This window comes from Pseudomonas syringae, assembly GCF_000737245.1.
Taxonomy (GTDB): Bacteria; Pseudomonadota; Gammaproteobacteria; order Pseudomonadales; family Pseudomonadaceae; genus Aquipseudomonas; species Aquipseudomonas syringae_J.
This window is the reverse complement of the sequence record NZ_JPQU01000023.1, coordinates 13,162-39,469: the sequence shown is the minus strand read 5'-3', so window position 1 is coordinate 39,469 and position 26,308 is coordinate 13,162. Positions and strand designations below refer to the sequence as shown.

General features: G+C 57.8%; 24 protein-coding genes. 8 read left to right on the top strand and 16 right to left on the bottom strand.

Annotation, left to right across the window (positions count from 1 at the left end; all coding sequences use genetic code 11):
• Positions 1-227 precede the first annotated feature (227 nt).
• The 3 genes from treS to IV01_RS18560 all read left to right on the top strand — a co-directional run bounded on the left by treS (position 228) and on the right by IV01_RS18560 (position 4,495).
• The gene (gene treS / locus IV01_RS18555; protein ID WP_032627088.1) at positions 228-2,294 is read left to right on the top strand and encodes a maltose alpha-D-glucosyltransferase; all 2,067 of its coding nucleotides are present in this window, start codon (positions 228-230) and stop codon (positions 2,292-2,294) included.
• Between the two features lie 305 nt (positions 2,295-2,599).
• Positions 2,600-3,931: a sensor histidine kinase gene (locus IV01_RS0124735; protein ID WP_050507325.1), complete on the top strand. Its 1,332-nt coding sequence runs from the start codon at positions 2,600-2,602 to the stop codon at positions 3,929-3,931.
• A 138-nt stretch (positions 3,932-4,069) separates the two neighbouring features.
• Complete coding sequence (locus IV01_RS18560) at positions 4,070-4,495, top strand: DUF3830 family protein (RefSeq protein WP_032627087.1); 426 nt, start codon at positions 4,070-4,072, stop codon at positions 4,493-4,495.
• Here the strand turns inward: IV01_RS18560 and IV01_RS18565 are convergent, their stop codons facing one another.
• The 5 genes from IV01_RS18565 to IV01_RS18580 form a co-directional block, all read right to left on the bottom strand.
• Positions 4,496-5,803, bottom strand: coding sequence for an NTP/NDP exchange transporter (locus IV01_RS18565; protein WP_032627305.1), 1,308 nt, complete (start codon positions 5,801-5,803; stop codon positions 4,496-4,498). It abuts the gene before it with no gap.
• A gap of 178 nt (positions 5,804-5,981) precedes the next feature.
• Positions 5,982-6,215, bottom strand: coding sequence for a hypothetical protein (locus tag IV01_RS18570; RefSeq protein WP_032627086.1), 234 nt, complete (start codon positions 6,213-6,215; stop codon positions 5,982-5,984).
• Positions 6,216-6,335: 120 nt separating this feature from the next.
• Positions 6,336-7,343, bottom strand: coding sequence for a hypothetical protein (locus tag IV01_RS0124730; RefSeq protein ID WP_050507324.1), 1,008 nt, complete (start codon positions 7,341-7,343; stop codon positions 6,336-6,338).
• Between the two features lie 192 nt (positions 7,344-7,535).
• Positions 7,536-9,245 carry an amidase gene (locus IV01_RS18575; RefSeq protein WP_032627085.1) on the bottom strand — a complete coding sequence of 570 codons (1,710 nt, stop codon included), beginning with the start codon at positions 9,243-9,245 and terminating at the stop codon, positions 7,536-7,538.
• Positions 9,246-9,316: 71 nt separating this feature from the next.
• A complete protein-coding gene (locus tag IV01_RS18580; RefSeq protein WP_032627084.1) occupies positions 9,317-9,946 on the bottom strand; it encodes a LysE family translocator in 630 nt (209 codons plus the stop codon).
• A gap of 313 nt (positions 9,947-10,259) precedes the next feature.
• On the opposite strand from IV01_RS18580, the gene IV01_RS0124725 reads away from it, so the two are divergent.
• Both IV01_RS0124725 and IV01_RS18585 read left to right on the top strand, forming a co-directional pair.
• Positions 10,260-10,787: a glyoxalase superfamily protein gene (locus IV01_RS0124725; protein ID WP_032627082.1), complete on the top strand. Its 528-nt coding sequence runs from the start codon at positions 10,260-10,262 to the stop codon at positions 10,785-10,787.
• 182 nt (positions 10,788-10,969) lie between these two features.
• On the top strand, positions 10,970-11,176 hold the full coding sequence (locus tag IV01_RS18585; protein ID WP_154232191.1) for a hypothetical protein: 207 nt from the start codon (positions 10,970-10,972) through the stop codon (positions 11,174-11,176).
• Between the two features lie 34 nt (positions 11,177-11,210).
• On the opposite strand, the gene IV01_RS18590 is transcribed toward IV01_RS18585, so the two are convergent.
• The 10 genes from IV01_RS18590 to IV01_RS18635 all read right to left on the bottom strand — a co-directional run bounded on the left by IV01_RS18590 (position 11,211) and on the right by IV01_RS18635 (position 21,449).
• Positions 11,211-12,164: an SdiA-regulated domain-containing protein gene (locus IV01_RS18590; protein ID WP_050507348.1), complete on the bottom strand. Its 954-nt coding sequence runs from the start codon at positions 12,162-12,164 to the stop codon at positions 11,211-11,213.
• A gap of 70 nt (positions 12,165-12,234) precedes the next feature.
• Positions 12,235-13,764: an ArnT family glycosyltransferase gene (locus IV01_RS18595; RefSeq protein WP_080290234.1), complete on the bottom strand. Its 1,530-nt coding sequence runs from the start codon at positions 13,762-13,764 to the stop codon at positions 12,235-12,237.
• Entirely contained in the window at positions 13,761-14,045 is a 285-nt protein-coding gene (locus IV01_RS18600) for a lipid-A-disaccharide synthase N-terminal domain-containing protein (protein WP_032627078.1), read from the bottom strand. Before IV01_RS18600 ends, IV01_RS18595 begins: the two co-directional genes overlap by 4 nt.
• Entirely contained in the window at positions 14,042-14,785 is a 744-nt protein-coding gene (locus IV01_RS18605; protein WP_032627077.1) for a glycosyltransferase family 2 protein, read from the bottom strand. The genes IV01_RS18600 and IV01_RS18605 overlap by 4 nt, the downstream gene beginning before the upstream one ends.
• Positions 14,785-15,792, bottom strand: a complete 1,008-nt coding sequence (locus tag IV01_RS18610) for an NAD-dependent epimerase/dehydratase family protein (RefSeq protein WP_032627076.1) — start codon at positions 15,790-15,792, stop codon at positions 14,785-14,787. Before IV01_RS18610 ends, IV01_RS18605 begins: the two co-directional genes overlap by 1 nt.
• Entirely contained in the window at positions 15,789-17,117 is a 1,329-nt protein-coding gene (locus IV01_RS18615) for a UDP-glucose dehydrogenase family protein (protein WP_032627075.1), read from the bottom strand. Before IV01_RS18615 ends, IV01_RS18610 begins: the two co-directional genes overlap by 4 nt.
• A 757-nt stretch (positions 17,118-17,874) precedes the next feature.
• The gene (locus IV01_RS18620; protein ID WP_032627074.1) at positions 17,875-18,351 is read right to left on the bottom strand and encodes a thioesterase family protein; all 477 of its coding nucleotides are present in this window, start codon (positions 18,349-18,351) and stop codon (positions 17,875-17,877) included.
• A gap of 189 nt (positions 18,352-18,540) precedes the next feature.
• A complete protein-coding gene (locus IV01_RS18625) occupies positions 18,541-19,506 on the bottom strand; it encodes an L-carnitine dehydrogenase (RefSeq protein ID WP_032627073.1) in 966 nt (321 codons plus the stop codon).
• A gap of 40 nt (positions 19,507-19,546) precedes the next feature.
• The gene (locus IV01_RS18630; protein WP_032627072.1) at positions 19,547-20,434 is read right to left on the bottom strand and encodes a 3-keto-5-aminohexanoate cleavage protein; all 888 of its coding nucleotides are present in this window, start codon (positions 20,432-20,434) and stop codon (positions 19,547-19,549) included.
• A gap of 70 nt (positions 20,435-20,504) precedes the next feature.
• On the bottom strand, positions 20,505-21,449 hold the full coding sequence (locus tag IV01_RS18635; protein WP_032627071.1) for a choline ABC transporter substrate-binding protein: 945 nt from the start codon (positions 21,447-21,449) through the stop codon (positions 20,505-20,507).
• Between the two features lie 192 nt (positions 21,450-21,641).
• On the opposite strand from IV01_RS18635, the gene IV01_RS18640 reads away from it, so the two are divergent.
• On the top strand, positions 21,642-22,583 hold the full coding sequence (locus IV01_RS18640; RefSeq protein ID WP_032627070.1) for a GlxA family transcriptional regulator: 942 nt from the start codon (positions 21,642-21,644) through the stop codon (positions 22,581-22,583).
• A gap of 189 nt (positions 22,584-22,772) precedes the next feature.
• On the opposite strand, the gene IV01_RS18645 is transcribed toward IV01_RS18640, so the two are convergent.
• On the bottom strand, positions 22,773-23,213 hold the full coding sequence (locus IV01_RS18645; protein ID WP_032627069.1) for a helix-turn-helix domain-containing protein: 441 nt from the start codon (positions 23,211-23,213) through the stop codon (positions 22,773-22,775).
• A 67-nt stretch (positions 23,214-23,280) separates the two neighbouring features.
• Here IV01_RS18645 and IV01_RS18650 point away from each other — a divergent pair, with 67 nt between their 5' ends.
• Together IV01_RS18650 and IV01_RS18655 are read left to right on the top strand one after the other, a co-directional pair.
• Positions 23,281-24,666, top strand: a complete 1,386-nt coding sequence (locus tag IV01_RS18650; RefSeq protein WP_050507323.1) for an MFS transporter — start codon at positions 23,281-23,283, stop codon at positions 24,664-24,666.
• 377 nt (positions 24,667-25,043) lie between these two features.
• Entirely contained in the window at positions 25,044-26,297 is a 1,254-nt protein-coding gene (locus tag IV01_RS18655) for a tyrosine-type recombinase/integrase (RefSeq protein ID WP_032627067.1), read from the top strand.
• Positions 26,298-26,308 lie beyond the last annotated feature (11 nt).

Genomic DNA, 26,308 nt, shown 5'->3' with positions numbered 1-26,308 from the left:
ACCACTTCCCGGCTAAAGCCGGTCCCACGTCGTCACATCCGCTGCTGGGCAAACATAGGATCTTCCACTACAGACCGGGTTTGTTTTCAGGAATTAACCTGTAACCCAATGCAACGTTTGCCAGCCACAGCGCTCATACAGTCAAGCAACTGAAAGACAGAATCGGACCCGATCAGATCACTCCGATGGCTTCGACCCGACTGACTTGACGCGGATGACTGTACTTTATGACGACACCGGATAAGCAATATGTGGACTGGCTCATCGAGCAATCGATGCTGAATGCCGCCAGACAACGCGCGAAACTGTACTCCGGCCAAGGCAGGCTGTGGCAACGCCCGTTTGCCCAGGCCCGACCTCGAGACGCCTCGGCCATTGCCTCCGTGTGGTTTACCGCTTACCCGGCGTCGATCATTCCCCGCGAAGGCGGCACGGTACTGGAAGCGTTGGGGGATGAAGCGCTTTGGCACGCGCTTTCAGAAATCGGGATTCAGGGCATTCACAATGGCCCGCTGAAAACCTCAGGCGGTTTGCAAGGTCGTCAACGCACGCCAAGCATCGACGGCAACTTCGACCGTATCAGTTTTGGCATCGATCCAGATCTTGGCACTGACGCGCAGTTGCTCAGCCTGAGCCGCATTGCTGCGGCGCATAACGCAGTGCTCATCGATGACGTGATCCCGTCCCACACCGGTAAAGGTGCAGACTTCCGTCTTGCCGAAATGGCCTATGAAGACTATCCCGGCCTGTATCACATGGTGGAGATTCGCGAAGAGGACTGGCACTTGCTGCCCGATATCCCGGCCGGTCGTGACGCGGTCAACCTGATGCCGGACGTGGTCGATGTGCTCAAGGACAAGCACTACATCGTCGGTCAATTACAGCGGGTGATTTTTTTCGAACCCGGCGTTAAAGAAACTGACTGGAGCGCGACGGCGATTGTCCAGGGCGTCGATGGCAAAGCCCGGCGCTGGGTTTATCTGCATTACTTCAAAGAAGGTCAGCCTTCTCTGAACTGGCTGGACCCGAGTTTTGCTGCGCAGCAAATGATCATTGGTGATGCGCTGCATGCCATCGACGTCATGGGCGCCCGGGTCCTGCGCCTGGATGCCAATGGCTTCCTCGGGGTCGAGCGCAAAGCTGAAGGTAACGCCTGGTCCGAAAGCCATCCGCTGTCGATCACTGGCAATCAATTGATCGGCGGCGCAATTCGCAAGGCCGGTGGTTTCAGTTTTCAGGAATTGAACCTGACTCTGGACGACATTGCTGCCATGTCTCACGGCGGGGCAGACCTGTCTTACGACTTCATTTCGCGGCCTGCGTATCAACACGCCTTGCTCACCGGTACTACAGAGTTTCTGCGTTTGATGCTGCGTCAGGTGCATGCGTTCGGCATTGATCCGGCTTCTTTGATTCATGCGCTGCAAAACCATGATGAGCTGACGCTGGAGTTGGTGCACTTTTGGACGCTTCACGCTCACGACACCTATCACTATCAGGGGCAAACGTTCCCCGGCAATATCCTGCGCGAGCATATCCGCGAGGAGATGTATGAGCGCCTGGCAGGCGAGCATGCCCCTTACAACCTGAAGTTCGTTACCAACGGCGTGTCCTGCACCACCGCGAGCATCATCACTGCGGCGCTGGGGATTCGCGATCTGGACGCGATCACCGAGGCTGATATCCAGCAGATTCAGCACATTCATTTGCTGCTTGTGATGTTCAATGCCATGCAGCCGGGTGTGTTTGCGTTGTCCGGGTGGGATCTGGTCGGCGCGCTGCCGTTGCCTGCCGATCAGGTTCAGCATTTGATGCAGGATGGCGACACCCGCTGGATTCATCGGGGTGCGTATGACCTGGTAGACCTCGATCCCGAAGCCGAATTCTCCGCAGGCAACATGCCGCGGCCGCGCTCACTGTACGGCAGCCTGATCAGCCAGCTGCAGCGCCCGGACTCTTTCGCCTCACAGCTCAAGAAGATCCTCGCGGTACGTCGCGCTTACGACATCGCCGCCAGCAAGCAGATCTTGATCCCGGATGTGCAGCATCCTGGTTTGCTGATCATGGTTCATGAACTGCCAGCCGGGAAGGGCACCCAGATCACGGCGTTGAACTTCAGTTCGGAGTCGGTGGTGGAGACCTTGCATCTGGCCGGTATCGCCCCGGGTCCAGTGGTGGACATCATCAACGAGCGGGTTGAGGGTGATCTGACCGAGGAGGGTGAATTCACGATCACTCTGGACGCCTATGAAGGACTTGCACTGCGGGTAGTGAGCGCTGTGCCGGCGTTCTGAGTGAATGCTGCATCGCCCGGCTGAAACTTCGCGGTGGGAGTTTCTAAGATTGTGCGCAAGCTGAAGTGCGACGTGAGACCGGCTTTAGCCGGGAAAGCGGTAGTTAGGCCGGGAAACATCCAGAGCCTGTACCGGCCTCTTCCCGGCTAAAGCCGGTCCCACGTCGGTTTGCAGGTCAACATACACTTTCCCACAAGGCTGACCGCTTAGATCAAAAACATCGTCCGTTGACGAAATGACGACATCTCTGGCCTGATAATGGGCTTTTCTTGCTGAGCGCAAGTCGTCTCGTCTTCGGAATTTGCATGGATATCAAACACAGCCTCAAACAGCGCATCGTCATCGTCTTTACGCTGATGAGTACTCTGGTGGCGCTGGTTTTTGCAGCTGGCATTGTCATGACGGTCCATCTGGTGGGTAAGAAACTCACGTCCCTTTCAATGAATGGCGATCTTCACCGCCTGCTGCTAATGGACGATGTCAGCAACTGGAGCCACCGTCCGGAAAAAGACTCACTGTTCTTCGTCCAGGATGCTTCCGGGGTCCTGGAAATGCCCGACGACCTGAAGGGCTTCGAACCCGGCTTTCATCAACTGATTCAGGATAAAGTCAGCTACTACGCCATGGTCGACGTGGTGGATGGCCGTCGATACGTGTTGTTACGAGACCGGTCTGCCACTCTGCAACGGGAGCGGATTCTGTTTGGCATCGTTCTGGTGGGGTTCATTCTCAGCGTGTTGCTGGCATTGCTCTTGGGGCGGCTGTTGGCGCAACGCGTCATGGCTCCGGTGGTAAAGCTCGCAGGCCAGGTGCGGCACCGGGACCAGATTCTGGATGGGGCACCGGCCCTGGCGCCTGAATATGCTCATGATGAAGTTGGTGAACTTGCGATTTCATTTGATGAAACCCTCGGACGCCTGCGGGCAGCACTCAAACGCGAAAAGATGTTCACCAGCGACGTCAGCCACGAGCTGCGCACGCCATTGATGGTATTGGCCAGTTCGTGTGAGTTGCTCCTGGAAAATCCCAACGTTGATGCCCGCTCCCATAATCAGGTCGTACGTATTGCTCGCGCCAGCGAGGGCATGCGTCAGTTGGTGGAGACCTTCCTGCTCCTGGCTCGCGTGGAAAGCGAAGTGGGGGGGCATGGTCCACGGTCGACGCTCACGGCTGTCGCCGACGAATTGATTGATATCTGGCGCAAACCCATTGAAGAGAAGGGGCTGACGCTGACCTATGAGCGCGGTGACGAGTCCCCGCAGCTGTACAACGCCACCTTGCTGCATTCGGTCATGGGTAACCTGTTGCGTAATGCCTGGCATTACACTGACTCGGGTTTCATTAGCCTGACCCTGGCTAGCAACGGTTTTTCGGTTCAGGACAGCGGCATCGGCATACCGCTGGAAAAACAGCAGGCCATGTTCCAACCCTTTGTCCGGGGTGATGAGCAACGGGGCGAAGGGCTGGGCCTGGGCTTGTCACTGGTTCAGCGAATCTGTACCCATCAGGGTTGGACAGTCAGGCTGGAAAGCCGGGTGCCACATGGCTGCTGTTTCGAGGTTTTTCTGTCGGCACCGACGGCCAACGCGAACACTCAATCGGCGCCGTTACTTCAACCTGAAGCGTCAACCCTGTAGGCGCTCACCGAGGTTACGAGGCCAGCGATGGCGGTGGGGCAGACAGACCGTTATCGCGGTCTCGCGCTACTCGTGAGCTCCTAGTGTTAATCATTCCAACCCAGATATGAACTTTCATGTTTTGCCAGGAGCTGTTGCATGACCACGATAAAAATAACCGCAGGCGGCTATGAGTTTCTCGCGCAAGCCAACCCTGATGCGCCGCAAACGGTCGCAGCATTTCTAGAGTTGCTGCCTTATCGGCAGAAATTGGTTCATGTGCGTTGGAGCGGCGAAGGCTGCTGGGTGCCACTGGGTGAGTACCAGCTGCTGCTCGATGACCAACCGATCGGGTTTGAAAATCACACGAGCCATCCGTCAGTAGGGGACGTCCTGTTCTATCCAGGACCCTACAGCGAAACAGAAATCCTCATTGCCTATGGCTCGTGCTGCTTCGCCGCCAAGATGGGCCAGTTGGCGGGTAATCACTTTCTGACCATCGTTCAAGGGAAGGAAAACCTGCGTGCCCTGGGAGTGAAGACCTTGTGGGAAGGCGCGCAGGATGTGCTGTTCGAACTCGCCTGATTATCGCTGGCTGCCCTCAGCTGTTTCGTTATGGCTTCGCCTGCCCAGATACCAACCCACCAGAGTCCAGAGTGCGGCGCAGATTGCGCCTACCACGGCCACCAGCACAGCCGACTGACCCAGTGTGTCGAGCAGGCTTTTCGCCCAGCCGCTGATCGCATCGCCGCCCCGGTAAACCACCGTGTCGATGAAGTTCTTGGCCTTGTATTTGGTTTCTGCGTCCAAGGGTGCGAAGAGCATTTCTCGTCCTGGTCGGATGAAGGCGTATTCGCCGATCCGCCTTATGATCATCAAGCCGGCGAGCATGGCAAAACTGGGAGCGAGGGCAAGGCCGATGAACCCCAGGCATACCAAAGCGGGAACGATGGCCAGCAAACTCCCCACGCCGAAGCGCTGAGCGATACGCCCGGTGATAAATAGCTGTGCAACCAGCGCGCCTGCCTGCACCGCAAAGTCGATCAAGCCGAAGACACTGACCTGCAGTTCCCGGCTGGGGAAGCGCTCCGCGACCAGACGAGCCTGCTCGAAATAGAGAAAGGTACTGGCCGTGGCCAACAGCAAGACGAACAGGCACATTGCCAACAAATAAGAGGAGCGCAAAACCCGGCCAAGCCCGCTGAACGGATTGCCTGCGACCGGCTTGCGCGGGCTTTCGGTGGGTGCAGCCCCAGGCCGACCAGCGCCACCGCGTGCGCGCCAGTTCATCAGGTAGCGCTTGAGGTAAAGCGCCGCGAACAGCAGCAACGCGCTCACCAGGGTCAGCCCAGCTTGCCCAAGTTGATTGATCGACAGCGCACTTATCAACGGCCCCACGAGCCCACCCACACTGGCACCTGCCGCGATAAACGCAAACAACCGCTTGGCTTGGTCAGCATCAAAGACGTCGGCCATCAGGCTCCAGGCCACGGAAACCACAAACAGGTTATAAACAGAGATCCACACGTAAAACAGTCTTGCCAGCCAGACACTGTCGTCATGAACGGCGAAGGTCAGGGCGAATAGCAGCAGGTTGACGATAAAGAATCCAAATACCCAATCGACGAATTGCTCCCGGGGCACCCTGGAATTCAACCAGCCAAACAACGGGATGGCGATCAACATGACCACGAATGTCGCTGTGAACAACCACTGCAGATTCTCGACACCTCCCTGGATGCCCATGGCCTCGCGGATTGGCCGTAGCATGAAGTAGCCGGTGAACAGGCAGAAAAACAACCCGAAACCGGCCAATGCTGAATACACCTCGCCCGCCTGGGCATTAATGGCCTGGGCGGTTCGGTTGATCAGTGGATGGTCGGTGTTTGGCAAGATCAATCCCTGTGGCAAACGTTGTGTCGGCAGCTCTCACTGATCATAGGTGATTCAAGTGAACGCTTCCGCGTGAGCGTTTGCGACGGCATGCGGGCTTGTATCAGCGCCGGTGCCGGTCTGGCATTAACGCCACGCAGTGACCCCGTTCCATGGGGTCGTGATGAAGAGCGAGCGACTAGCGCGGATTGGGCTGATCGTCCATCTCGGCGTTATCTGGATCAACATCGATCAGTTCCTCCTCGACTGGGGCGTCATCGTCTGAATCCAGCGGAATTTCGCCTTCATTGTTAGGAAGCTCATCAACTCCAGGTTGATCACTCGGGTTAACGTCTGTGCGGCCCGGACTCAATGGATCATTGGAGGTTGGAAGTAAATCCATACCGCCTCTAAGCTCTGTGTTGATTTGCATGGCTATCTCCTTTGCCCGACCCGATGCCAGGCGCATAAATTGGAAATAGCCTTTGACGGGTAGTTCGAAGCATACGACTGGCGGTAGCACGGGTGACTCGTCAGCAGTGGCAGGAGTTTGTCACTGATCAGGTTGGGAGTGGATTCTGCGATTCAGGCTACCTTCGATCTGACCGGCCATGTGCAGGGTTCCGGCCATGACGCCGCTGTTGGGGTTCTGGAGTAGCTTTAGCCAGGCTTTATCAAATGATGTGCCGAGGGTTTGTCTGATCAAGGCTTCGCTGTCAGGGCGGTCATTGGCCTGGAGCACCGCCCTGACGCCAGCAACGCCCACGGAAATGAGTGCGCCGGCGAGTTTACCGGCTACCGCAGCAATTGCACTGGCCGCGCCACGCGGCGCCATCTCTGCTTCTATTCGCTGACTGGCTCGCTTGGCAACCGGGGTCATCCCCGCATCAGTCGAGCCGATACCCCGGTCGCCGCCCGCTTTGTGGATCTCGTCAATGAGCGCCGCATAAGCGGGCAGGGTGCTTAGCGGTTCGGCACTCACAAGCTGGAATAACGATGCATTACGGGAGGAGGGAGGGCCAAGGGCGATAGCCGGGATTCGCTGGGTTCTGCTGTTGAGCCGGGAGATCGGCACACCGTGCCGCTGGGCAATGACTTTCAGCTGCTCATCCATCAGTTGGACATAGAAGCCCGTCGCCTGGCCGAGGATGGCGTCCGGTTCGACTTCCACTGCCACAGGTGCCAGGACCTGTTCCTGATATTCCTGTAGCAGATAGTCCGCAAGACGTTTCGCAGAAGCGTCCTGCTCGCCGCTGGCGCTAAGGGCGTACCAACTGACTTTCATCGACAGCCATTCCTGAGTCCAGTAGCTACTGAACCAGGGGATGAATCGTTCTTCGGTCTGTTGGTAAACCCGGGTCCGCCAATGGTCCATGGAACCTCGGGCAAACACCTTGACTTGTTCAGTGGCGTCTCGCGATGCACTGACTATTTCCCGGTCAACCTGTTGCCAGGTTGCAGGAGAAATGACCACAGGCGTTACCGCCACTGGCGCGGGCCTTTGCGAGGCGCAACCGGCTGATATCAGAACTATCACGACGATCAGCGAACGTATGTTCAAGATGTCGGCTTCCGGGACGGGATCCAGGTCTACTGCGTTTCGCCTGAGTATAGAGCTCCGTTAAGAAAGTTATTGCTAACACACTGCTCACTCGTAGGAGCGCGCTTGGCGGCGATAGCGTTTCCACAAGCACCCAACCTGCTGGCTTTGGAACCGCATCGCGGGCAAGCGCGCCCCAACGCGCAGGCGCGGTCACTTTGTCTGCAACGGCGGCGTCCGTGGCGGAATCATGCGTTTGCTGCCTGTCGCTTCGAAAGCACTGGCGAGGCGCAATAGATTCGAGTCGTCATAAGCACGACCAGCGAACGTCAGCCCGACGGGCATGCCAATATCGGCCATGACGCCCATTGGCACCGTGACGGTCGGCACGCCCAAGTGACGAATGGCAAGATTGCCATTAGCCACCCAAACGCCGTTGCTCCAGGCAATGTCAGCGGATTCGGGATTGATATCGGCGTCAGCCGGGCCTACATCCGCCACGGTTGGAAAAAGCACCGCATCAAGGCCCAACTTATCCATCCAGTCTTCCAGATCGATACGCCGGGTCTGCTCAAGTCCGCGAAGGCCATCGGGGAGGGTGGGTATCTCATTCCACGGGGTAATCCCGCGCTCGGCCATGCGCACATACTCGTCCATACCTGCGGCCAGATCGTCCTCGCGATTGGGCAGCGTGCCGGGGTCGTGGGGGAAAATCTTCGCACCATCGACGTCCGCGAGACGGTTTAATGTCGGATCGCCATTGGCGCGCAGAAAGTCATCAAAGGCCCACGCTGACAGATCCCACAACTCGTCATGCAGAAATTCTTTTGACACCAGCCCACGGGTAAATACGGTGGGCGCGCCTGGGCGATCACCCTCGCAATTTGAAACCAGCGGAAAATCCACCTCAATGACTTCGGCACCGGCTGCTTCGAGCGCCTTGCGGGCCTGTTGCCAAAGGTCGATCACGCTAGGCCGGGTGATGATGCGCTGGCCGGTCGGGCCACCAATTCCGGGGGTTTCGGCGGTGCCTGCCTCAGGGTCTGCATTGATGAACATGCGTGGCACCCCGAAGCGCTTGCCGGCCATTGCTTCGGCCGTGATGGCCAGTTCAGGGTAAGAAGCGGGGCGCACCGAAGCGACACTCGGCAATGTCACCCAAGGCTGCAGCCGCCAAAGATCGCCACGGGTTTCGGGGTCCTCGGCGACGATCACATCCAGCACTTCGAGCAGATCAGCCATGCTTCTTGCGTACGGGACAACAACGTCCATGGTTGGCGTCAACGGCCAGTTGCCCCGCACCGAGATCACCCCACGGGAAGGGGTATAAGCGCAAAGGCCGTTGTTTGAAGCAGGGCCGCGACCACTCGACCAGGTTTCTTCAGCCATGCCGAAGGCAGCGAAACTGGCGGCGGTGGCGGTTCCGGCACCGTTGGAGGAGCCTGAGGCGAACGGTGCAGTGAGGTAATTGGCGTTGTACGGACTTTCGGCACGGCCATAAACGCCACGCTGCATACCGCCGTTTGCCATGGGGGGCATGTTGGTTTTGCCCAGACAGATCGCGCCAGCGGCCCGAAGGCGGCCGATGGTGAAGGCATCACGTTGCGCAACCAATTCGGCAAATGCAGGGCTGCCCGAAGCCGCAGTCAGCCCTTTGACCAGATAACTGTCCTTTGCCGTATACGGGATGCCATCCAGCGGGCTCAGCTGTTCGCCCTTGCTGCGACGGCTATCGGAGGCTTGCGCTTCTTCGATAGCCTCAGGGTTTCGAACCACGACAGCATTAAGAGCGGTCGGGGTGTCGAGGCCGTCGTAGGCATCCATTCTGGCAAGGTAAGCCCTCACCAGCTCAACCGACGTAGTCTGGCCAGACTCCAGTGCAGCACGCAGATCGGCGATGGAGGCCTCTGTCACTTCAATCATTTACGTTTCACCGACGGCAGGAAATGCTGCCTAGTCTATTTGCAGTGTCCGACTCGAGCCAGCCCCTTGCATCAGAGCGGACGGTCAAGAAACAGCAAACGTGCCGCCAGTGCGGCCATCACCCCGGCAAAACCGTACTTCCCCAGACGCTCGGTGAATCTGCTTCTGTGCATCTTCCCGTTAAGTTGACCGGCACACAGGCCCAGCAGCGTATGGAAGACCAGTGCGATAAGTGACAGCAGCCCGCCGAGAAACATGAGCTGAAAAGTGAGGTTGCCGTTTTCCACGCTGACGAATTGGGGCAGGAACACCATGAAGAACAACAGCGCCTTGGGGTTCAGCAGGCTGTTGAGAGTGGCTCGGGCAAATATTTTCCACATAGAAGCCAACTGAGGCTGGGTGCCTTGGGGAAGCGATGGCACTTTCAATGCCTGCCAGGCGATCCAGATGAGATAACAGGCGCCAGCCACACGCAACACATCGAATGCTGGCGCCCAGCTCATGACCACGGCGCCAACGCCTGCGCTCACCAACGCGGTCATCACCAGATCAGCCAGAGAAATACCCAGTGCGGCGGCGAATCCAGCACGCCAACCGTGGGCCAAGGCATGGGTGGTGACGAACGCCATGTTGGGGCCCGGAACGACCAACAAGAGCACAACGGCGACAATGAACAGGTAAAGGCTGGCTGCATCAGGCATAGCGATCGCTCCGTTGATTTGAATGCCCTAAGGTTTTGTATGAAGAAGTTAAGCGCGATGGGGTGGGGGCGGTAGCTACAGTCAGCGAGTATCCGATAGCAACAGTCAGAGATTTATGGGCGCCGAATATAAAACGCTAACCATCGGTTTCGTCTTTGGCGCGGGATGTGTACGATCGCGGCTGGCCAGTGCTGCCCGCCGCTCGCTCCGAAAGGAAAGGTGAAAGCATGTTTTTCCAACCCCTATCGCAAAGCTCTTGATAGTCGAGGTTTGGCAACGCGAGCACCAACAGGCTTCGACTCCAGGAGAAATCATGTTAACCATCCAGAAAGCCAAGCAGATGGCTAAGACCTTGCGTGCTTCGTTGGAAGGCCGCAACCAGGAAGTGTCCCATAGCGCGGCACTCGAACTGGTCGCTCAACAACTGGGCTACAAGGACTGGAACACCGCATCAGCAATGCTTGCGGAAGAAAATCCCCACAGCGTTACGTTCGACAAAGCCATTCCGATATTGCGAATTTTTGACGAGGCCAAGGCGCGGGAATTCTATATTGACTTCCTCGGTTTCAGTGTCGAATTCGAGCATCGGTTCGAAGCGGATCTGCCGCTTTACCTGGGCGTCAGCCGAAACGGCCTGCAGCTCCATCTGTCCGAACATCATGGCGATGCCAGTCCGGGATCGACGATCTTTATCCCGATGCACAACATCGAAACGCTCCGGGATGAACTCATTGCCAAGCGCTATGGCTACGGGCGTCCGGATATTGTCCAGCAGGGATGGGGGCAGATTCTGGAAGTCTACGACCCTTTCGGTAATCGGATCCGCTTCTGCCAGAGCTGATTTGGCGACAGAGGCCGGACTACGGTGGTTTGCCCGGCCTCTGTCGTGAGCAAGAACAAGGAAGCATTGAAATGCATGGATATGGAATGGTAGGGGATCTACTTTACTTGGCACTTTATTTGGCAAGTATCGGATGTTGGACCTTTCTATGGATGGTGTGCATCTTTAACGCCGAGGGCCGTTTGAAAAGATTTCTGGGCACTCACGCATTGCTGATTTGCGTACTGGTGTTCCCGCTGTTGCCTGCAATCTTCATTGGTGGGGCCTTGATGACGTTTGGCACGCAAGGTCTCGCCTGGATCTGCGGCATCGTGGGTATCGGTTTACCTCTGGCGGGCTTGGCGCTGATCAAACGCTATCTCAAGGTGGGCCCAAATGTTCACTCATAAGGTCATTCAGGCAACCGGGCTGTGTTCTCTCGGGCTATTTCGGTGTCTTTGAGAATTTGTAAAACAGGTTGGGCTCGCTGACTACGTAAAGGTTGCCGTCGCGATCCATGGTCATGCCCTCAGGCTGAGGTGCGCTGTGGCGAAGATCGGAGAGACCGCCCTGGAGTGAGCGAATACTCACGAACCTGCCATTGCTGTCCATTTCCGTAATCGACAGCGACTGGTCACTGAGTAACAGTAAATGACCGGTTCGCGGATCGTAGTAGCCGTCGGACAGGTCTCGGGTGGCGACACTCTTCGTCACCCAGTCTTGCCTGTCGACAACCCTTATCTGCAAGCGCCCCTGATCGATGGAGCGCATTACCCCGCAAACCTCGAACAATTGCCGTGGGTCACGTTCTTTGATTGCGAACAGCCGGTCGCCGTCCGGGTCGTACGTTACCCCCTCAAACCCTTTGTTATTAGTACTGGGGTTGATCATAAGCGCTATGTATTGGGCTTCTTGCACCTGGATGGGCCTTACCTGTATGGGCAGTGTGATGATATCCAGCTGCTGGAAGTCTTCGTCGCACAGGGCTATACGACCGTTGCCCAGGTAGGCCAGTCCTTCGATGTCATCGAAGCCAATCAGCGGATAGCGCGCCAGGATGTTGCCGCTCTTATCCAGCGTCAGCAGTTGCATCGGCCCTTTGTTAGTCACTGCAAGCAGCCGATCATTGTCGTAGTCGTAGGTGATCCCGGAGAGATTCTCCAGCCCCGGAGCGATGGGTTTTGCATCGATCACTACATGAAAATCCGGCAGCCAGATATTTTCCTCGCCAGCCTGATTTCCGTGCAACCAGACACCACTGTATTGGTAGAGCTGTTGATGGATCTGAAAATGGTTCGATACTGCACTGACCAACGCCAATAGGCCTAGAACGGCGAGACCCACCAGTATCTGCCGATGTAATATCGGCCGACGGCGGAGGATCGAGTGACGCGGCATCGCCACTTCAGCTACCACTGGGCTCATGGCATCGGGCACTCGCTGAAGTGCCGGACGGTGGGAGCCTGAATCAATTCGCATTTTTCTTCCAGCTGAAGTGATAGACATCGGCATGAGTGTGCGGACGGCATAGACCGTTGTCCGCGCTGGCGTCTACCACAAACCAGTCAGCCCGTGACGTCTGACCGAGCGGTTGAGCTTTTTCCGGTACGAAACAACTGGCCAGTTGCTCACCGGGGACCATGGCAAAGGAGCCAGGATGTTCGCGCAGCCAAGTGGCGGCCTGCTGGATCGCCAGGGAATCGGCAAAGCCGAAATGCACAATCGGCTGGCGCGCAAAGAGCCAATTGCCTTCCCGCCAGCCGACCAATACCAGCTCGGCTCCCTGGGTGACCTCGGCTGCTTGATCCATCACAAGCTTGTGCGGGTTTTCGCCATCCAAAACTGGTTCGACGAACCCACGAGCGAACCATAAACAGAACCAGCCAATGACGACGCCCGGAAAAATTCGTCGCGCCCAGTCGCGGTTATGGAACAAGCGGCGCAGCAGCCATGGCACCAGTGGCGCGGCGACCAGCACCAGACCTGGCAGGGCGGGGTAGATGTAGAGTTTGCGCTTACCCGTGGAGATGCTGAAAAACACCAGCACCAGCACAACCCATCCGAGCAGGACCAGTACTCTGCCGTCGCGCTTGCTTAACTGCCGGCGCCAGGCCGGAATCAACCAAGGCAGCACCAGTACCAACGGCAACCAATACTGGGGGATCACGTTGACGAAAAAGTACCAAAATGGCTCGCGGTGGTCCCAGGCGCTGGCATAGCGATTGGCGGTCTGATGCAGGAGTATTTCGCGGATATAGGCAAAGCCTTCCGGCCCACCGTCGCGCACCACCGAGATCACCATCGGTATCAGCCACAGGCAGCAAGCCAGCAATACGACCAGTAAGCCAAGTGCCCAGCGACCGGCTTGGCCGGGCATTGCGACGACGCCGGGCCACCCCTTGCGGACAGCATAGCCATACGGAATCAGCATCAGCGCCGGCACAAAACCTACCCCTTTACTGATGATGCCCAGGCCCATGGCCGCGCAACCAACATAGAACCAGCGCCAGGCAGGGGCGAGCAGTAAGTGGCGAACCAGACCGTAAATGCCCAGGGCAGTCCACAAGCATAGAAAGCCGTCGATCTGCCCGGTGCGCAGAATACTGTAGGTCTGATAAGTCGCCAGGAACAGCAAAGCGGCGTAGCGTCCGATTCGCCGGTTCCACAGGCGCCGGCCCAGATCGTAGAGAGCGGCCGTGGCCACGCTCGCCGAGAAGAGTGCCGGCAGGTAAAGGGCGATGTTCGGGCTGCCCGTCAGCCAGATGAAAAACGCCACTGCCCACATGAACAGCGGCGGCTTGTCGCCATAAATCTCCGCTGCCCGGTGGGGTACGAACCAGGAGCCGCTCTGCAACATCTCCAGCGCAACACCCAGGAAGCGTTCTTCGTCCACGTTCTGCGCCTGGCGCAGGCCAAGTCCGGCCCCGATCAGAACGACGGCGAGTGCAACCAACAACCATCCTTCAAGACGCGGTGAAAGCTTGATTCGCACCGTTATTCTTCCTTGACTGCTTTAGCCTGCTGGCTGATTAACTGAAGGTTGCGCAGGTACACCAGCAAGCCGAACGACTGGCCTGCAATAAACACCGGGTCTTGCCGATAGATGGCGTAGATGAGCAGCAGGGCGCTGCCAAGCATGCTCAGATACCAGAAGCCCACCGGAATGATGCTGCGTTTGTGAATCTCGCTATATAGCCACTGCAAAACGAAGCGTCCGGTGAACACGGCTTGTCCGACAAAGCCCAGAATCAGCCACATAGTTTCGTTATCGAATTTCATGGCTTCAGCTCCCGTGGCTGGCTGTGCAGCCGGGTGCGGCGGATGAGCCACCAAACGCCAAACAGGTCAAGAATCCCCACCAGCGCCCGGTCCAGATTGCCGTAGTTTGAAATGCCAGCCTGGCGATGACGGTGGTTGACCGGATGGTTGACCATGCGGCCGTTATGGCGCTGAATCAGCGCCGGAATAAAGCGGTGCATATGGTCGAAATAGGGCAGGCGCAGAAAGGCATTGCGTTCGATCAGTTTCAGACCACAACCGGTATCGGGAGTCGAGTCCTTGAGAAGGCGGCTGCGTAATCCATTGGCAAATCGAGAAGCCCAGCGCTTACTGGCGGTATCGCGGCGGTTTACACGGTGCCCGGCCACCAGCTGAAGGGCATCGGAACCGCCTTGGCGAGCGCGCACCAATGCCAACATACCGGGGATGTCCGCCGGGTCGTTCTGGCCATCGCCGTCCAGCGTCGCTAGCCAGTCGCCCTGTGCCGTCTGAGCCGCGTGGTAGATCGACGTGCTCTGGCCCAGTGAGTGTTCGTGTTGCAGAATCCGCAGCTCCGGGAATCCTTCGTCTTTCAATGCGCGCAGGACCTGCGGGGTTTCATCGGTGCTGCCGTCGTCAACCACCAGAACCTCGTAGTGCTCTCCAGTCAGCGCGGCTCGGACCTCCTGCAACAGCGAAGGCAGATTGCCTGCTTCGTTCTTGGCGGGAATTATTACGGAAACAAAAATAGGCGCAGTCATTATTTTTTTGGCTCTGAAGAGGGCAGGCCAGTCCGGGGCTGGTAGTGCTCCCGGTACCAGTCGACGAAGGCTTGAACGCCTGTGTCGACCGACACCTGCGGTTGAAAGTCAATCCACTGGGCCAGGTCACTGACATCTGCCCAGGTTTGCAGCACGTCACCCGCCTGCATGGGCAGATAGCGGCGTTCGGCACGCAGGCCCAGTGCGGCCTCCAGGCAGTCAACGAACTCCAGCAACTTCACAGGCTGACCCCGGCCGATGTTGAAGAGTCGGTGAGGCGGTTCGCTGCCGACGGCTTCGGGCGGACGCACGCGCAAACGCAGGATGCTTTCGACAATGTCATCGATGTAGGTAAAGTCCCGCGCCATCTCCCCATGGTTGTAGATGTGCACCGGTTCGCCGGCGAGCATGGCTTGGGTGAACTTGAACAACGCCATGTCGGGGCGGCCCCATGGGCCATAAACCGTGAAAAAGCGTAATCCGCTGCATCGCAGACCATAGAGGTGGGCGTAACTGTATGCGGTCAACTCGTTGGCGCGTTTGGTGGCGGCGTACAGGGAAAGCGGCCTGTCTACGGCATCCTCTACGCGAAACGGCATCCGCGTATTCGCGCCGTAGACTGAGCTGCTTGATGCGTAGATGAGATGCGTCGGTCGATGGTGCCGACAGGCCTCCAGTACGTTAACAAAACCGACTAAATTGGATTGGACGTATGCACCCGGCTCCTCCAGCGAATAACGCACACCGGCCTGGGCCGCCAGGTGAATGACCTGCTCGAAGCCGTGAAGCCGGAATAAAGCAGACAAAGCCTGATCGTCGGTAATGTCCAGACAATGAAAAGTGAAACCTGGCGTGCCCTCGAGCACCCTTAGTCGCGCCTTTTTGAGATCAACGCTGTAGTAAGCGTTGAGATTGTCGATCCCAACCACTTCAATACCTTGCTCGCACAAGCGTTTGGCAGCATGAAATCCGATGAATCCTGCAACGCCAGTCACGAGAACGGTCATGGCCGGACCCCCTGGCCGCGGCCAATACCGTAGTAAGTAAAGCCGGCCTCTCGCAACTGCAGCGGGTCGAACAGGTTACGCCCATCAAATACCACCCAGTCTCGAAGTTGTTCCTTGAGCCTGGGCAGATTCAGGACGCGATAGTCCTGCCATTCGGTGACCACCACCAAGGCGTCAGCGCCATCGAGAGCGCTTTCCTTGCACGGCATCAGTTTCAGATCATCGCGCTCTCCGTAACGAGCGCTGATTGCCTCCATGGCCTTTGGGTCGTGTGCCTGGACCGTGGCACCGGCGGCCCACAGCGCCTCAAGAAGCGCATGACTGGGCGCTTCGCGGATATCGTCGGTATTGGGTTTGAACGCCAGCCCCCAGACGGCGAAAACCTTGCCTCTGAGCGCGCCTTGATAATGCACGCGGATCTTTTCAAACAGCAGGTGCTTCTGGCGACGATTAACGTCATCCACGGCGCTGAGGAGGGCGGTCTCCATCCCGCATGCCTTGGCTGCACTGATCAGCGCTTGAAGATCCTTGGGGAAACACGAGCCGCCGAAACCGCACCCAGGGTAGATGAAGTCGTAGCCGATCCGAGGGTCTGAGCCAATACCGAGCCGCACCTGCTCAATGTCGGCATCAAACCGCTCAGCGAGGTTGGCCAGTTCGTTCATAAACGAGATTTTGGTCGCCAACAGGCAGTTGGCTGCGTACTTGGTAAGCTCGGCACTGCGAGCGTCCATCACGACAAACTTCTCACGGTTGCGGCTGAATGGCTGATAGAGCTCCCGCAAACGCTCAAGTGCGGCCTGGCTGGCGCCGCCGACAATTATGCGATCGGGGCGCAGGCAATCACTGACCGCTGAGCCTTCTTTGAAAAATTCCGGGTTACTGATCACTTCAAAGCCATCATCTCGCCGAGGGCTAGCGGCAATCACCGCAAGCATCTGGTCGACAGTCCCTACCGGGGAGGTGGACTTGTTGACGATGATCCGTGCACCGTTGGCATGCTGGAGCAGGGCAGCCAGCACCGCCAATACCTGACTCAGGTCGGCGTTGCCGTCAGCCTGCGGCGGCGTTCCCACCGCAATGAATACCAATTCTGCAAAGCGACTGGCTTCGGCTTCATCCGTGGTGAAATGCAATCGCTGGTTGTCCAGCCCATTGCGGAGGAGCCCACCAAGGCTGGGTTCGAAAATGGGGCAGATGCCATCGCGCAGTGCGTCAATACGGTTGCTATCCACATCGATGCAACACACGGTGTGGCCCACCTCAGCCAGACAGGCGGCCTGGGTCAAGCCGACATAACCGGTTCCGAAGACTGTGACTCTCATGTGCGGCTCCCTTTGTTCCAGGTATCAACGGGCTTGTTTTTTAGAAATGCCCGACGACGTCAAAACAGACCGCGCAAAATGAATGTCACAAATGTGTTAACAAACGATGACTGTGTCTGCGATTGCGTCGCGTCTAAGCAGTCCAAGAGAAGAACAAAGGCGATAACGCCCAGGTTTTTAAAAGAGCGCTGTAATTCTGTTATTCAAATAGTGTCTGGAACCCTTGATCAATAGGGTTTTAACGGCACTCTCGCTGGTCACGGGTGACTGACTTGGCGAAAGAGAAATCTAGCGAGCCCCTGTTCAACTTGTTTTTGATATTCAATCGCTAACTAATGGGCTCACCTTAAGACAGGTCAAAGGGCTCTAAGCTGCGCGTAGAACTTGTCGAGGCCCGTGTTGGTTTGGGGGAATAAGGTGGGGGCTCAGGCACGGCAGCTAACTAGCGCGGAAAAACTATCCACGCAACCGACGCGAAACTGTGGTGATCAGCATCGCCTCGGTTCCACGCATGTCTTCAATTGCATGCAATTTGGCGCCTCGCTTCGTTCGCCACGAAGATCTGCGTGACTTTCGCGCTGAAGAGCGGATCAATCAGAATGAGCTGTCGGGCCCGTTCAACGAAGGAGGAGTAATGGCCGAGCGAAACAACTAGATTCTGCGAGTGATCAATCGCCCCGCGGTTGGTTTATACGACAACCGGCAGTTTTGGCCTATCTGTGTGGCCTTCAACGTCTGCATCAAGGCTTTATGTCAGCTATTTTTTATCGGGCAACCCAATAACTCGGCCGAGGAGGGCGGGCCTCGGTAGCTCGGTCTGGTCAGCACAGATAGCGCAGAGTCGTTCCAGCGTGACCTTGCTGAAAGGAGCCGAGCGCGGGCCAGTCATATCGACGTGCAAAAGCATTTGCTCGTTGCCTGCCAGTTCCTTTTCATCTCCCGCCAAGTGCAGGCTGTGATAGAGGTGCAGACGTTTGGCGTCGTAGGCGATCAGTTGGGTGCGCACCTCAACGTCCGCACCGAGTTTCACCTCGTGAAGGTAATTCAAGTGCAGTTCCAGGGTGAATAACGAGTGGCCACTTGCTTCGCGGTTGTCGCTGTCCAGGCCCAGAGTGTCCATCAGTACATCGGTGGCATAGCTGAAAATCAGCAGGTAGAACGCGTCGCGCAGGTGGCCGTTATAGTCGACCCAATCGCGTTGAACCTGGGTGGTGTAGGTGGTCAGTGCAGGCATGGGTCTGTACTCGGCAAAAGACGTGGGAAATTCTATGTTTCGACGTGGGACCGGCTTTAGCCGGGAAGGCGGCATTTCAGACGATAAATAGGATATGGATGTACTGGCCTCTTCCCGGCTGAAGCCGGTCCCACGTCGTCGCGCCAATATCCGGATAACTCCTGTGAGTAAGCGAGCTCCCGCACAGGTCTATTCGGCGAAGGTCATGCCGTGTTTTTCCTTGGTGGTTTTGACCGCCTCCAATACAGCTAGCAGGCAGTCGTCACGATAGCGCTCCAGCCCTGAAATACTATGGTTACCCAACTGGGCGCTGGTGCCGTCGACCACATGGTCGATCAACTCTTCGGTCAGCTCCGGTGCCTGCAGATAGGTCCACGGCAATTGCAGTGCGGGGCCAAACTGCGCCATGAAGTGGCGCATCCCGGCATCGCCACCGGCCAGCGTGTAGGTGAGGAAAGTGCCCATGAATGACCAGCGCAACCCAGCGCCAAAACGAATCGCGTCATCGATTTCGCCGGTGGTGGCCACGCCGTCATTGACCAGGTGCAGAGCCTCACGCCATAGCGCTTCGAGCAAGCGATCGGCGATGAAGCCCGGGACTTCCTTGCGCACATGCAGAGGGCGCATTCCGAGGGATTCGTAAACCTTGATTGCTGCCTGGATTGCCTCCGGCGCGGTGTTTTTTCCGCCCACTACCTCCACCAACGGCAGCAGGTATACGGGATTGAAGGGGTGACCAACCACGCACCGCTGCGGGAGGGTGGCGCTCTCGTAGAACTCACTGGGCAGCAGGCCCGACGTACTCGAACCGATCAACGCATCGGGCTTGGCCGCTCTGCTGATTTTGCTGTGCAATTCCAGCTTCAACTCCAGGCGTTCGGGGGCGCTTTCCTGGATGAAGTCAGCGTCTTTCACGCATTCTTCGATGGTGGCGACGAAGCGAAGGCGATCCTGGGACGCGCCCGGTGCCAGGCCCTGTTTCTCCAACGCTCCCCAGGCATTGGCGACGCGCTTGCGCAACGCAGCTTCGGCCCCCGGTGCCGGGTCCCACGCCACTACATCAAGGCCGTGGGCGAGGGCACGAGATACCCAGCCGCTGCCGATAACGCCGCTGCCCAGGGCGGCGAAGGTTTTGATCTCAGTGATAAAGCGCATTGGCGACGATCCTGAATAATGTGATGAATGCATCTGGGGGTTAGCCGCGTTTTTTAAGACCCATCTTGATACGGCCTTCTGCCGGGGTCATGACGCGTGCGCCCAGGCGACTGAGGATTTCGTTGGCACGCTCCACCAGTTGGCCATTGGTCGCGAGCACGCCCTTGTCCAGCCACAGGTTATCTTCCAGACCAACACGCACGTTGCCGCCCAGCAGCACCGCCTGCGCCGCCATCGGCATCTGCATGCGGCCGATGCCGAATCCGGCCCACACAGCGTCGTCTGGCAGGTTGTCGACCATGGCTTTCATCGTGGTGGTGTCGGCCGGCGCGCCCCATGGGATGCCCAGACACAGTTGGAACAGCGGGTTGTCGAGTAAACCTTCCTTGATCATCTGTTTGGCGAACCACAGGTGGCCGGTGTCGAAGATTTCCAGCTCCGCCTTAACGCCCAGCTCCTGGATGCGTTTGGCTCCGGCGCGCAGTTGGGCGGGGGTGGACACGTAAATAGTGTCGCCGTCGCCGAAGTTCAGGGTTCCGCAGTCCAGGGTGCAGATTTCCGGCAACAACTCTTCCACATGAGCCAGACGGCTAATCGGGCCGATCAGGTCGGTGTTGGGGCCGAACTCCATAGGGTTCTCACCGCCGCCGATTTCCAGGTCTCCACCCATGCCTGCGGTGAGGTTGACGATGATATCGACGTCGGCCTCGCGGATACGCTCCATGACTTCGCGATACAGCGCGACGCTGCGGCTGAACTTGCCTGTGTCGGGATCGCGTACATGGCAATGCACAACGGTCGCACCCGCCTTGGCAGCTTCCACTGCCGCTGCGGCGATTTGTTTGGGAGTGACCGGCACATGTGGACTTCTGGCGGTCGTGTCGCCAGCACCGGTGAGTGCGCAGGTGATGATGACGTCGTGATTCATGGGGGGTTCCTTTCAGGCGTGATGAGGCCGTTCGTAGCCGGTGTTGGCTACGAAGCGGTGAGGAGCATGGTTATTTGCTGGTCAATTGCAGATTGGCCGCAGCCGGCTTGCCGTCGAAGGTGGTGACACCTTCCAGCCAGCGAGCCTGGTCCTGCGGGTGATCCTTTAGCCACTGTTTGGCGGATTCAAGCGGATCCTTGTGATCCAGAAGCGGCTGCATCATCCGGCTCTCGTCGGCGGCCGTGAAGCTCAGGTTGGTCAGAAGTTTGTGCACGTTGGGACACTGCTCGGCATACGTGGGCGATGTCACAGTCCAGACCGTTGCCGCGCCTTCGTTAGGCCCCATGGCATCGTCGCTGCCACTCAGGTAAGTCATGGCGATGTTGACGTTCATCGGGTGGGGCGCCCAACCGAAGAAAACCACGGCTCCATTTCGACGTACAGCGCGGTTAACGGCGGCGAGCATGCCGGCTTCGCTGGACTCCACCAGCTGGAACTTGCCCAGGCCGAATTGGTTCTTGGCGATCATTGCCTTGATCTGGGTGTTGGCGCCCGAGCCTGGCTCGATGCCATAGATCTTGCCGCCGAGCTCTTTTTCGAATTTGGCGATATCGGCGAACGTTTTCAGGCCCTTGTCGGCCAGGTAAGTCGGGACGGCGAGGGTGGCGCGAGCGTCTTCCAGGCTTGGTTTGCTGAGGACCTTGACTTGCCTGGCCTCAACGAAAGGGGTGATGGTCTGAGTCATCAGCGGGTTCCAGTAGCCCAGGAACAGGTCCAGGCGCTGGTCGCGGATGCCAGCGAAAATGATTTGCTGCGAAGCGCTGGTCTGTTTGGTGTTGTAGCCGAGGCCGTCGAGCAAGACTTTGGTCATGGCGCTGGTGGCGATGACGTCGGTCCAGTCCACCACGCCCATGCGCACGTTCTGGCATGAAGCGGCATCTGCTGCCATGACATTTGTGCTCAAGATGGCGCTGGCGCTGAGTGCGAGCACGCAGCGGCTGATCAGTCGATTCATGGTGTATCCCTCGGCAGCTCGTAATTGTGGGGGCCGGTGTCTTTGTGCACCGTAACGCCACGTTACGTACCTGCGAGGCCGACAAACTGCACGGCGGCGACGCACTTTTGCACTGCAGCGACCTACCTCTTGAATGAGCTGCATAACGGGAGTATCACAGTGCCACGCTGTCCGTTCTGCAAGAGCGCTACCATGTCCCAGGATTTCTACTTTCTGCTGATGCCAGGGTTTTCGGCCATTGGCTTTATTTCCGCACTAGAGCCTCTTCGGGTTGCCAACCGCTTTCGCGGTGACCTGTACCACTGGCATGTGTTAAGTGCCGATGGCGGCGCGGTACTGGCGAGCAATGGCATGTCGGTCAACGCCGCCGCGCTGCAGCCGCTGAATAAAAACGCGACCCTGATGGTGGTTGCGGGTTTCGAGCCGCTGCAGTTTGTCACTCCAGCCCTGGCACAGTGGCTGCGTCGCCTCGACAACGACGGAGTGACCCTTGGTGCCATCGACACGGGCGCCTGTGTGCTCGCTGAAGTCGGGCTGCTCGACGGACACCGCTTGACCCTGCATTGGGAAGCCATCGACGCATTCAAAGAGTCCTATCCACAACTGACGGTTACTCAGGAACTGTTCGAGATTGACCGCCGCCGGATCACCTGTGCTGGCGGCACCGCGTCAATTGACCTGATGCTCGACTTGATCGCCATGGCCCATGGCCCGGAGCTGGCGATCCAGGTGTCCGAACAATTCGTCCTGAGCCGCATCCGCCCGCGCAAAGATCACCAGCGCATGCAGATCGCCGCGCGCTACGGTATCAACAACAAGAAACTGGTTCAGGTGATCGGCGAGATGGAGCAACATACCGAACCGCCCGTGAGCACGTTTGCCCTGGCCGAGTCGATCAAGGTCACGCGGCGTCAGCTGGAGCGTTTGTTCCGCCTGCACCTGAACGACACACCCCGCAATTTCTACTTGGGTCTGCGCCTGGAGAAAGCTCGGCAACTGCTGCGACAGAGCGAGCTTAGTGTGCTTGAGGTGAGTATTGCCTGCGGGTTTGAGTCGCCGTCATATTTCACCCGCAGCTATCGGGCACGGTTTGCCAAATGCCCCAGAGAGGATCGGCGCCGGGAGGTGGTATGAAGACACCGAAGCGCCCAGGGCATTGAACAGATCCGATGCGGCGCGCAAAAAGTGGGGCCCGGTTGGCGGCGAGAGGCCGCTTCAGGGCCGGAAGCATTCACTTGCGACCAGACTGCTACAGGCCCGCCGCGATCAACGAACCCTCAAGCTCGGCTGCAGTTCACTCAGGCTTTGCGGCGGGGTGCAGGGCTATTCCTCACCACCCGCTGCGCCGCGAGGTTGCATACCCGTCATAGCCACCGAAGGGCACACCACACGCAACAGCTTGCGAAATCGGGGGCAATTCATATGAGAGACTGCGTGGCATTCGGCCACGTGCCTGAGCAGGCGGCTCATGGTCGTCATGCGCAGAATCTGGCGGTCGAGCTCATCGGCGCGCTGCAGCAGGGTCGGCCGCGCCAAGTCCGCGTTTCGATTCTGGTCGAACATGCCGCCGATGTCTTCCAGCGATAATCCGGCGGCTTTTCCGAGGCCGATCAAGGCAAGCTGGACGATCGTATCCTCACTGTATTGCCTGCGTAATCCGTTTCGGCAAACGGGCTGGATCAGTCCCACTTCTTCGTAGTACCGCAGCGTAGACGCGGGCAGCCCGCTGGTTTTCGAAAGTGCCCCGATATCGACGAGTTTCATGCTTGACCTCAAGTTGACTTGAAGTTGCATAGTAGGCCATCCCGACGTTAACAGGCAGACAATGCGTATGAAACAGGAAGCCATCCCAGCGACCAACACACCAACACTCGCGGCATTGGCGGGCGCCATCCTGCTGGCTTCGCTGGGCAACAGTATCGCGACGGTCGCGCTGCCGCACCTGGCAACGATGTTCTCGGCTGGCGTACAAACAGTGCAATGGGTCGTGCTGGCCTATCTGCTCGGTGTGACCATGGCCATTTTGATAGCCGGGCGCCTGGGTGATCTATACGGTAGTCGCCGCGTGCTGCTCGCCGGCATCATGTTGTTCACCCTGGCCAGTGTAGGAGGCGCCGTTGCCCCGAGCCTGGGTTGGCTTATAGCCGGTCGTGCGCTGCAGGGGGTGGGCGCGGCCGTGCTCATGGCACTGCCGATGTCGATTGCCAAGAGCCTGATTACAAAGGAGCGCCTAGGCGCCGCAATGGGTCTGTTGGGCACCATGTCGGCGATTGGGACGGCACTGGGGCCAACAGTTGGCGGCCTGCTGATCGGTCAGCTCGGCTGGCGCTCCATCTTCGTGCTGCTGGCAATGTGCGGCGCCGGCATGCTGGTGCTGGCCTCTGCAGGTGTCGGTAAAACGACACCGACTGCAACAGTGACCCGAATCGATTGGCCCGGCGGCGCCTGGCTATCCGTAGCGCTGCTGGGCTTTGCGCTTGCGGCCACTGGTGGGCGGGCCGGCATAGACATTCAGCCCTGGGTTTTGTTGATACTGGCCGCAGTTGCACTCCTGCTGTTTATCCGCACCGAGCTTGGCATTGCCCACCCCCTTATCCCGTTGACGCTCTTTCGCGAGCGAGCCATCGTTGCCCCGTTGTGGATGAACCTTCTGGTTGCCAGCATCATGATGTCCACGCTTGTGGTGGGCCCACTATTTCTCACGTTTGGTTTGGGCCTGAGCGAGACCATGACGGGGTTGGTTATGGCCGCTGGGCCTATCGCCGCAGCGCTCTCAGGAGCGCCAGCCGGCAGGCTCACGGATCGGTTCGGAACTGACCGAATACTGTTCGCTGGCCTGATGCTTGCGGCTGTGGGGCTGTGTAGCTTCGCCGTATTGCCGGGTTTAATCGGGGTGCCAGGCTACCTGCTGGCGATGCTGCTAATGACCCCAGGCTTCCAGTTGTTTCTGGCAGCCAACAGCACGAGCGTAATGAACCAGGCCGCGGAGGATAACCGAGGCGTGTTATCGGGGCTGCTCGGCCTGTCGCGCAATCTTGGCTTCATGACAGGTGCCTCTTTGATTCCGTTCCTATTTGCCTCGCGGCTGGATGGCCGAATACTGGCCAACAATACCACTACAGCTATCAGCAGTGCTTTCTCTGTGACATTCCTGACTATGGCAGGTCTTTGCTTCCTCACTCTGTTAGCAGTGCGGTATCGAAGCGGACGATGTTGAATAAGAATGGCCACTCGCGCGAGATCCTTATCCACATAGTCAAAAGGGCGTCAGCAATGTTTTCTATCCAAGGTTTCAATTTCTTAAGTAACGTACTGATTTTGCATGGATTTCGTGATTTACCCGAAATTCGTTCGGGTTTTAGCTGATCGTCACAGCCGCGGTGGTCGAAATATTCTTCAATGATCACCAGAAGCGCCCCCACGGTGAAACCCATAGGTACGCATAATGTATATTATGTTAAACGACAGGCCATGTCACAGATGTTCACGAGTCGTCTAAGGTACTGATTAGACAAATCTGCTTCTCACATCCATTCTCTTAACGGGCCATGTCCTTCGTGTTCATGGCGAGTCCTTGAATTAAGGTGGCTGCCGATGAATCTGATTCAGTGCCGTTACTCTTCTGGTCAGCGTGTACCGCTGCTTGTGCAGGATGGTCAGGCGGCGCCATTGCCCAAGCTAGTCCCATTCATCTACGTCCAGCTCAAGCTCAAGCATCGTGCATACAACACCGCCGCAGCGCACTTGCGTGCGATCCAGGCTTTCTACAACTATGCCAAAACCCGAGATCTGGATATCGATGAGGCCATCTTGGCCTGTCACTTTGAGGCGATTCTGGCGTTACTGGACGGTTACGCCATCTGGCTCCAAAGCGGCCGTCAAGCCGATAACCTAGTCGCCCGAATTGGCAAAGCTACGACGGCACCTTTTCCGCAGATCGATCCGCGTACCCGTGACCAGTACTTGCGGCTGTTGAAGAAGTACCTGTCCTGGTGTGTCACTCGCTACATCCCGCGCGCCCGTCAGAGCTCAACCACCCTGGCTAACATCGAGGTGGTATTTGCAGATGTTGCCGACGTCATCGAACGACGCTTTGAGAGCCACATCATCAATGTTCGTCCCGACCACGCTCGTTACCGCAGCCTGACAGATACACAACTCCAGATCATTCGCACACTGATTCGCCCGGGTGCTGCGGGGAATCCGTTTCCGGAGCGACTTCAGTTGCGTAATTGGCTAATGATTGAATTACTGCTGGAGACGGGTATCCGTCGCGGAGAGCTTCTGAAGCTCTACACCACGGATATCAATCAGGGGTCTCAGCATGCCTTTGTCAGCATCAATGATCGCGAACATGATCCCGGCGATCCACGAGCTGAAGAGCCTGCGTTGAAAACACACGGGCGGACGGTGGGTATTTCCGCGCAGTTGTATGAGGTCTATGAGCGCTATATCCAGGGCGATCGGCGCCCCATACGTAACGGCAGACCAATGAAATTGCGGTACCACTATTTGTTCATCTCTGACCGAGGTCGTCCGCTGTCGATCCGCGCGCTGTCTAACGTCCTTGATCGGCTGTTTCTGACCATTGAACTTGCTCATCCGGGGTTGTTGCCTACACTTTCCGCGCATGATTTTCGCCACACCTTTGCCGACAGGTTTTTGGCTTACCTGGTCGAGAAGCGTGGGTATGACCTCGAGCGGGCCACTGACGAACTCCGGCGAGTCTGCGGTTGGTCTGACACTTCGACGATGCCACGCCGTTATGCAAGTCGTTATCTTTCCGAGTCGGCCAACCTCCACAACGCCCAGCGTGCCTCGGCAGCCTGGAGCCGACTTGACAGTTAAGGAGGTTCGCC

Coding starts and splice junctions, on each gene's coding strand:
- treS (WP_032627088.1), top strand. CDS start 228: ATGACGACACCGGATAAGCAATATGTGGACTGGCTCATCGAGCAATCG.
- IV01_RS0124735 (WP_050507325.1), top strand. CDS start 2,600: ATGGATATCAAACACAGCCTCAAACAGCGCATCGTCATCGTCTTTACG.
- IV01_RS18560 (WP_032627087.1), top strand. CDS start 4,070: ATGACCACGATAAAAATAACCGCAGGCGGCTATGAGTTTCTCGCGCAA.
- IV01_RS18570 (WP_032627086.1), bottom strand. CDS start 6,215: ATGCAAATCAACACAGAGCTTAGAGGCGGTATGGATTTACTTCCAACC.
- IV01_RS18575 (WP_032627085.1), bottom strand. CDS start 9,245: ATGATTGAAGTGACAGAGGCCTCCATCGCCGATCTGCGTGCTGCACTG.
- IV01_RS18580 (WP_032627084.1), bottom strand. CDS start 9,946: ATGCCTGATGCAGCCAGCCTTTACCTGTTCATTGTCGCCGTTGTGCTC.
- IV01_RS0124725 (WP_032627082.1), top strand. CDS start 10,260: ATGTTAACCATCCAGAAAGCCAAGCAGATGGCTAAGACCTTGCGTGCT.
- IV01_RS18590 (WP_050507348.1), bottom strand. CDS start 12,164: ATGCCGCGTCACTCGATCCTCCGCCGTCGGCCGATATTACATCGGCAG.
- IV01_RS18600 (WP_032627078.1), bottom strand. CDS start 14,045: ATGAAATTCGATAACGAAACTATGTGGCTGATTCTGGGCTTTGTCGGA.
- IV01_RS18605 (WP_032627077.1), bottom strand. CDS start 14,785: ATGACTGCGCCTATTTTTGTTTCCGTAATAATTCCCGCCAAGAACGAA.
- IV01_RS18610 (WP_032627076.1), bottom strand. CDS start 15,792: ATGACCGTTCTCGTGACTGGCGTTGCAGGATTCATCGGATTTCATGCT.
- IV01_RS18615 (WP_032627075.1), bottom strand. CDS start 17,117: ATGAGAGTCACAGTCTTCGGAACCGGTTATGTCGGCTTGACCCAGGCC.
- IV01_RS18620 (WP_032627074.1), bottom strand. CDS start 18,351: ATGCCTGCACTGACCACCTACACCACCCAGGTTCAACGCGATTGGGTC.
- IV01_RS18625 (WP_032627073.1), bottom strand. CDS start 19,506: ATGCGCTTTATCACTGAGATCAAAACCTTCGCCGCCCTGGGCAGCGGC.
- IV01_RS18630 (WP_032627072.1), bottom strand. CDS start 20,434: ATGAATCACGACGTCATCATCACCTGCGCACTCACCGGTGCTGGCGAC.
- IV01_RS18635 (WP_032627071.1), bottom strand. CDS start 21,449: ATGAATCGACTGATCAGCCGCTGCGTGCTCGCACTCAGCGCCAGCGCC.
- IV01_RS18640 (WP_032627070.1), top strand. CDS start 21,642: ATGTCCCAGGATTTCTACTTTCTGCTGATGCCAGGGTTTTCGGCCATT.
- IV01_RS18645 (WP_032627069.1), bottom strand. CDS start 23,213: ATGAAACTCGTCGATATCGGGGCACTTTCGAAAACCAGCGGGCTGCCC.
- IV01_RS18650 (WP_050507323.1), top strand. CDS start 23,281: ATGAAACAGGAAGCCATCCCAGCGACCAACACACCAACACTCGCGGCA.
- IV01_RS18655 (WP_032627067.1), top strand. CDS start 25,044: ATGAATCTGATTCAGTGCCGTTACTCTTCTGGTCAGCGTGTACCGCTG.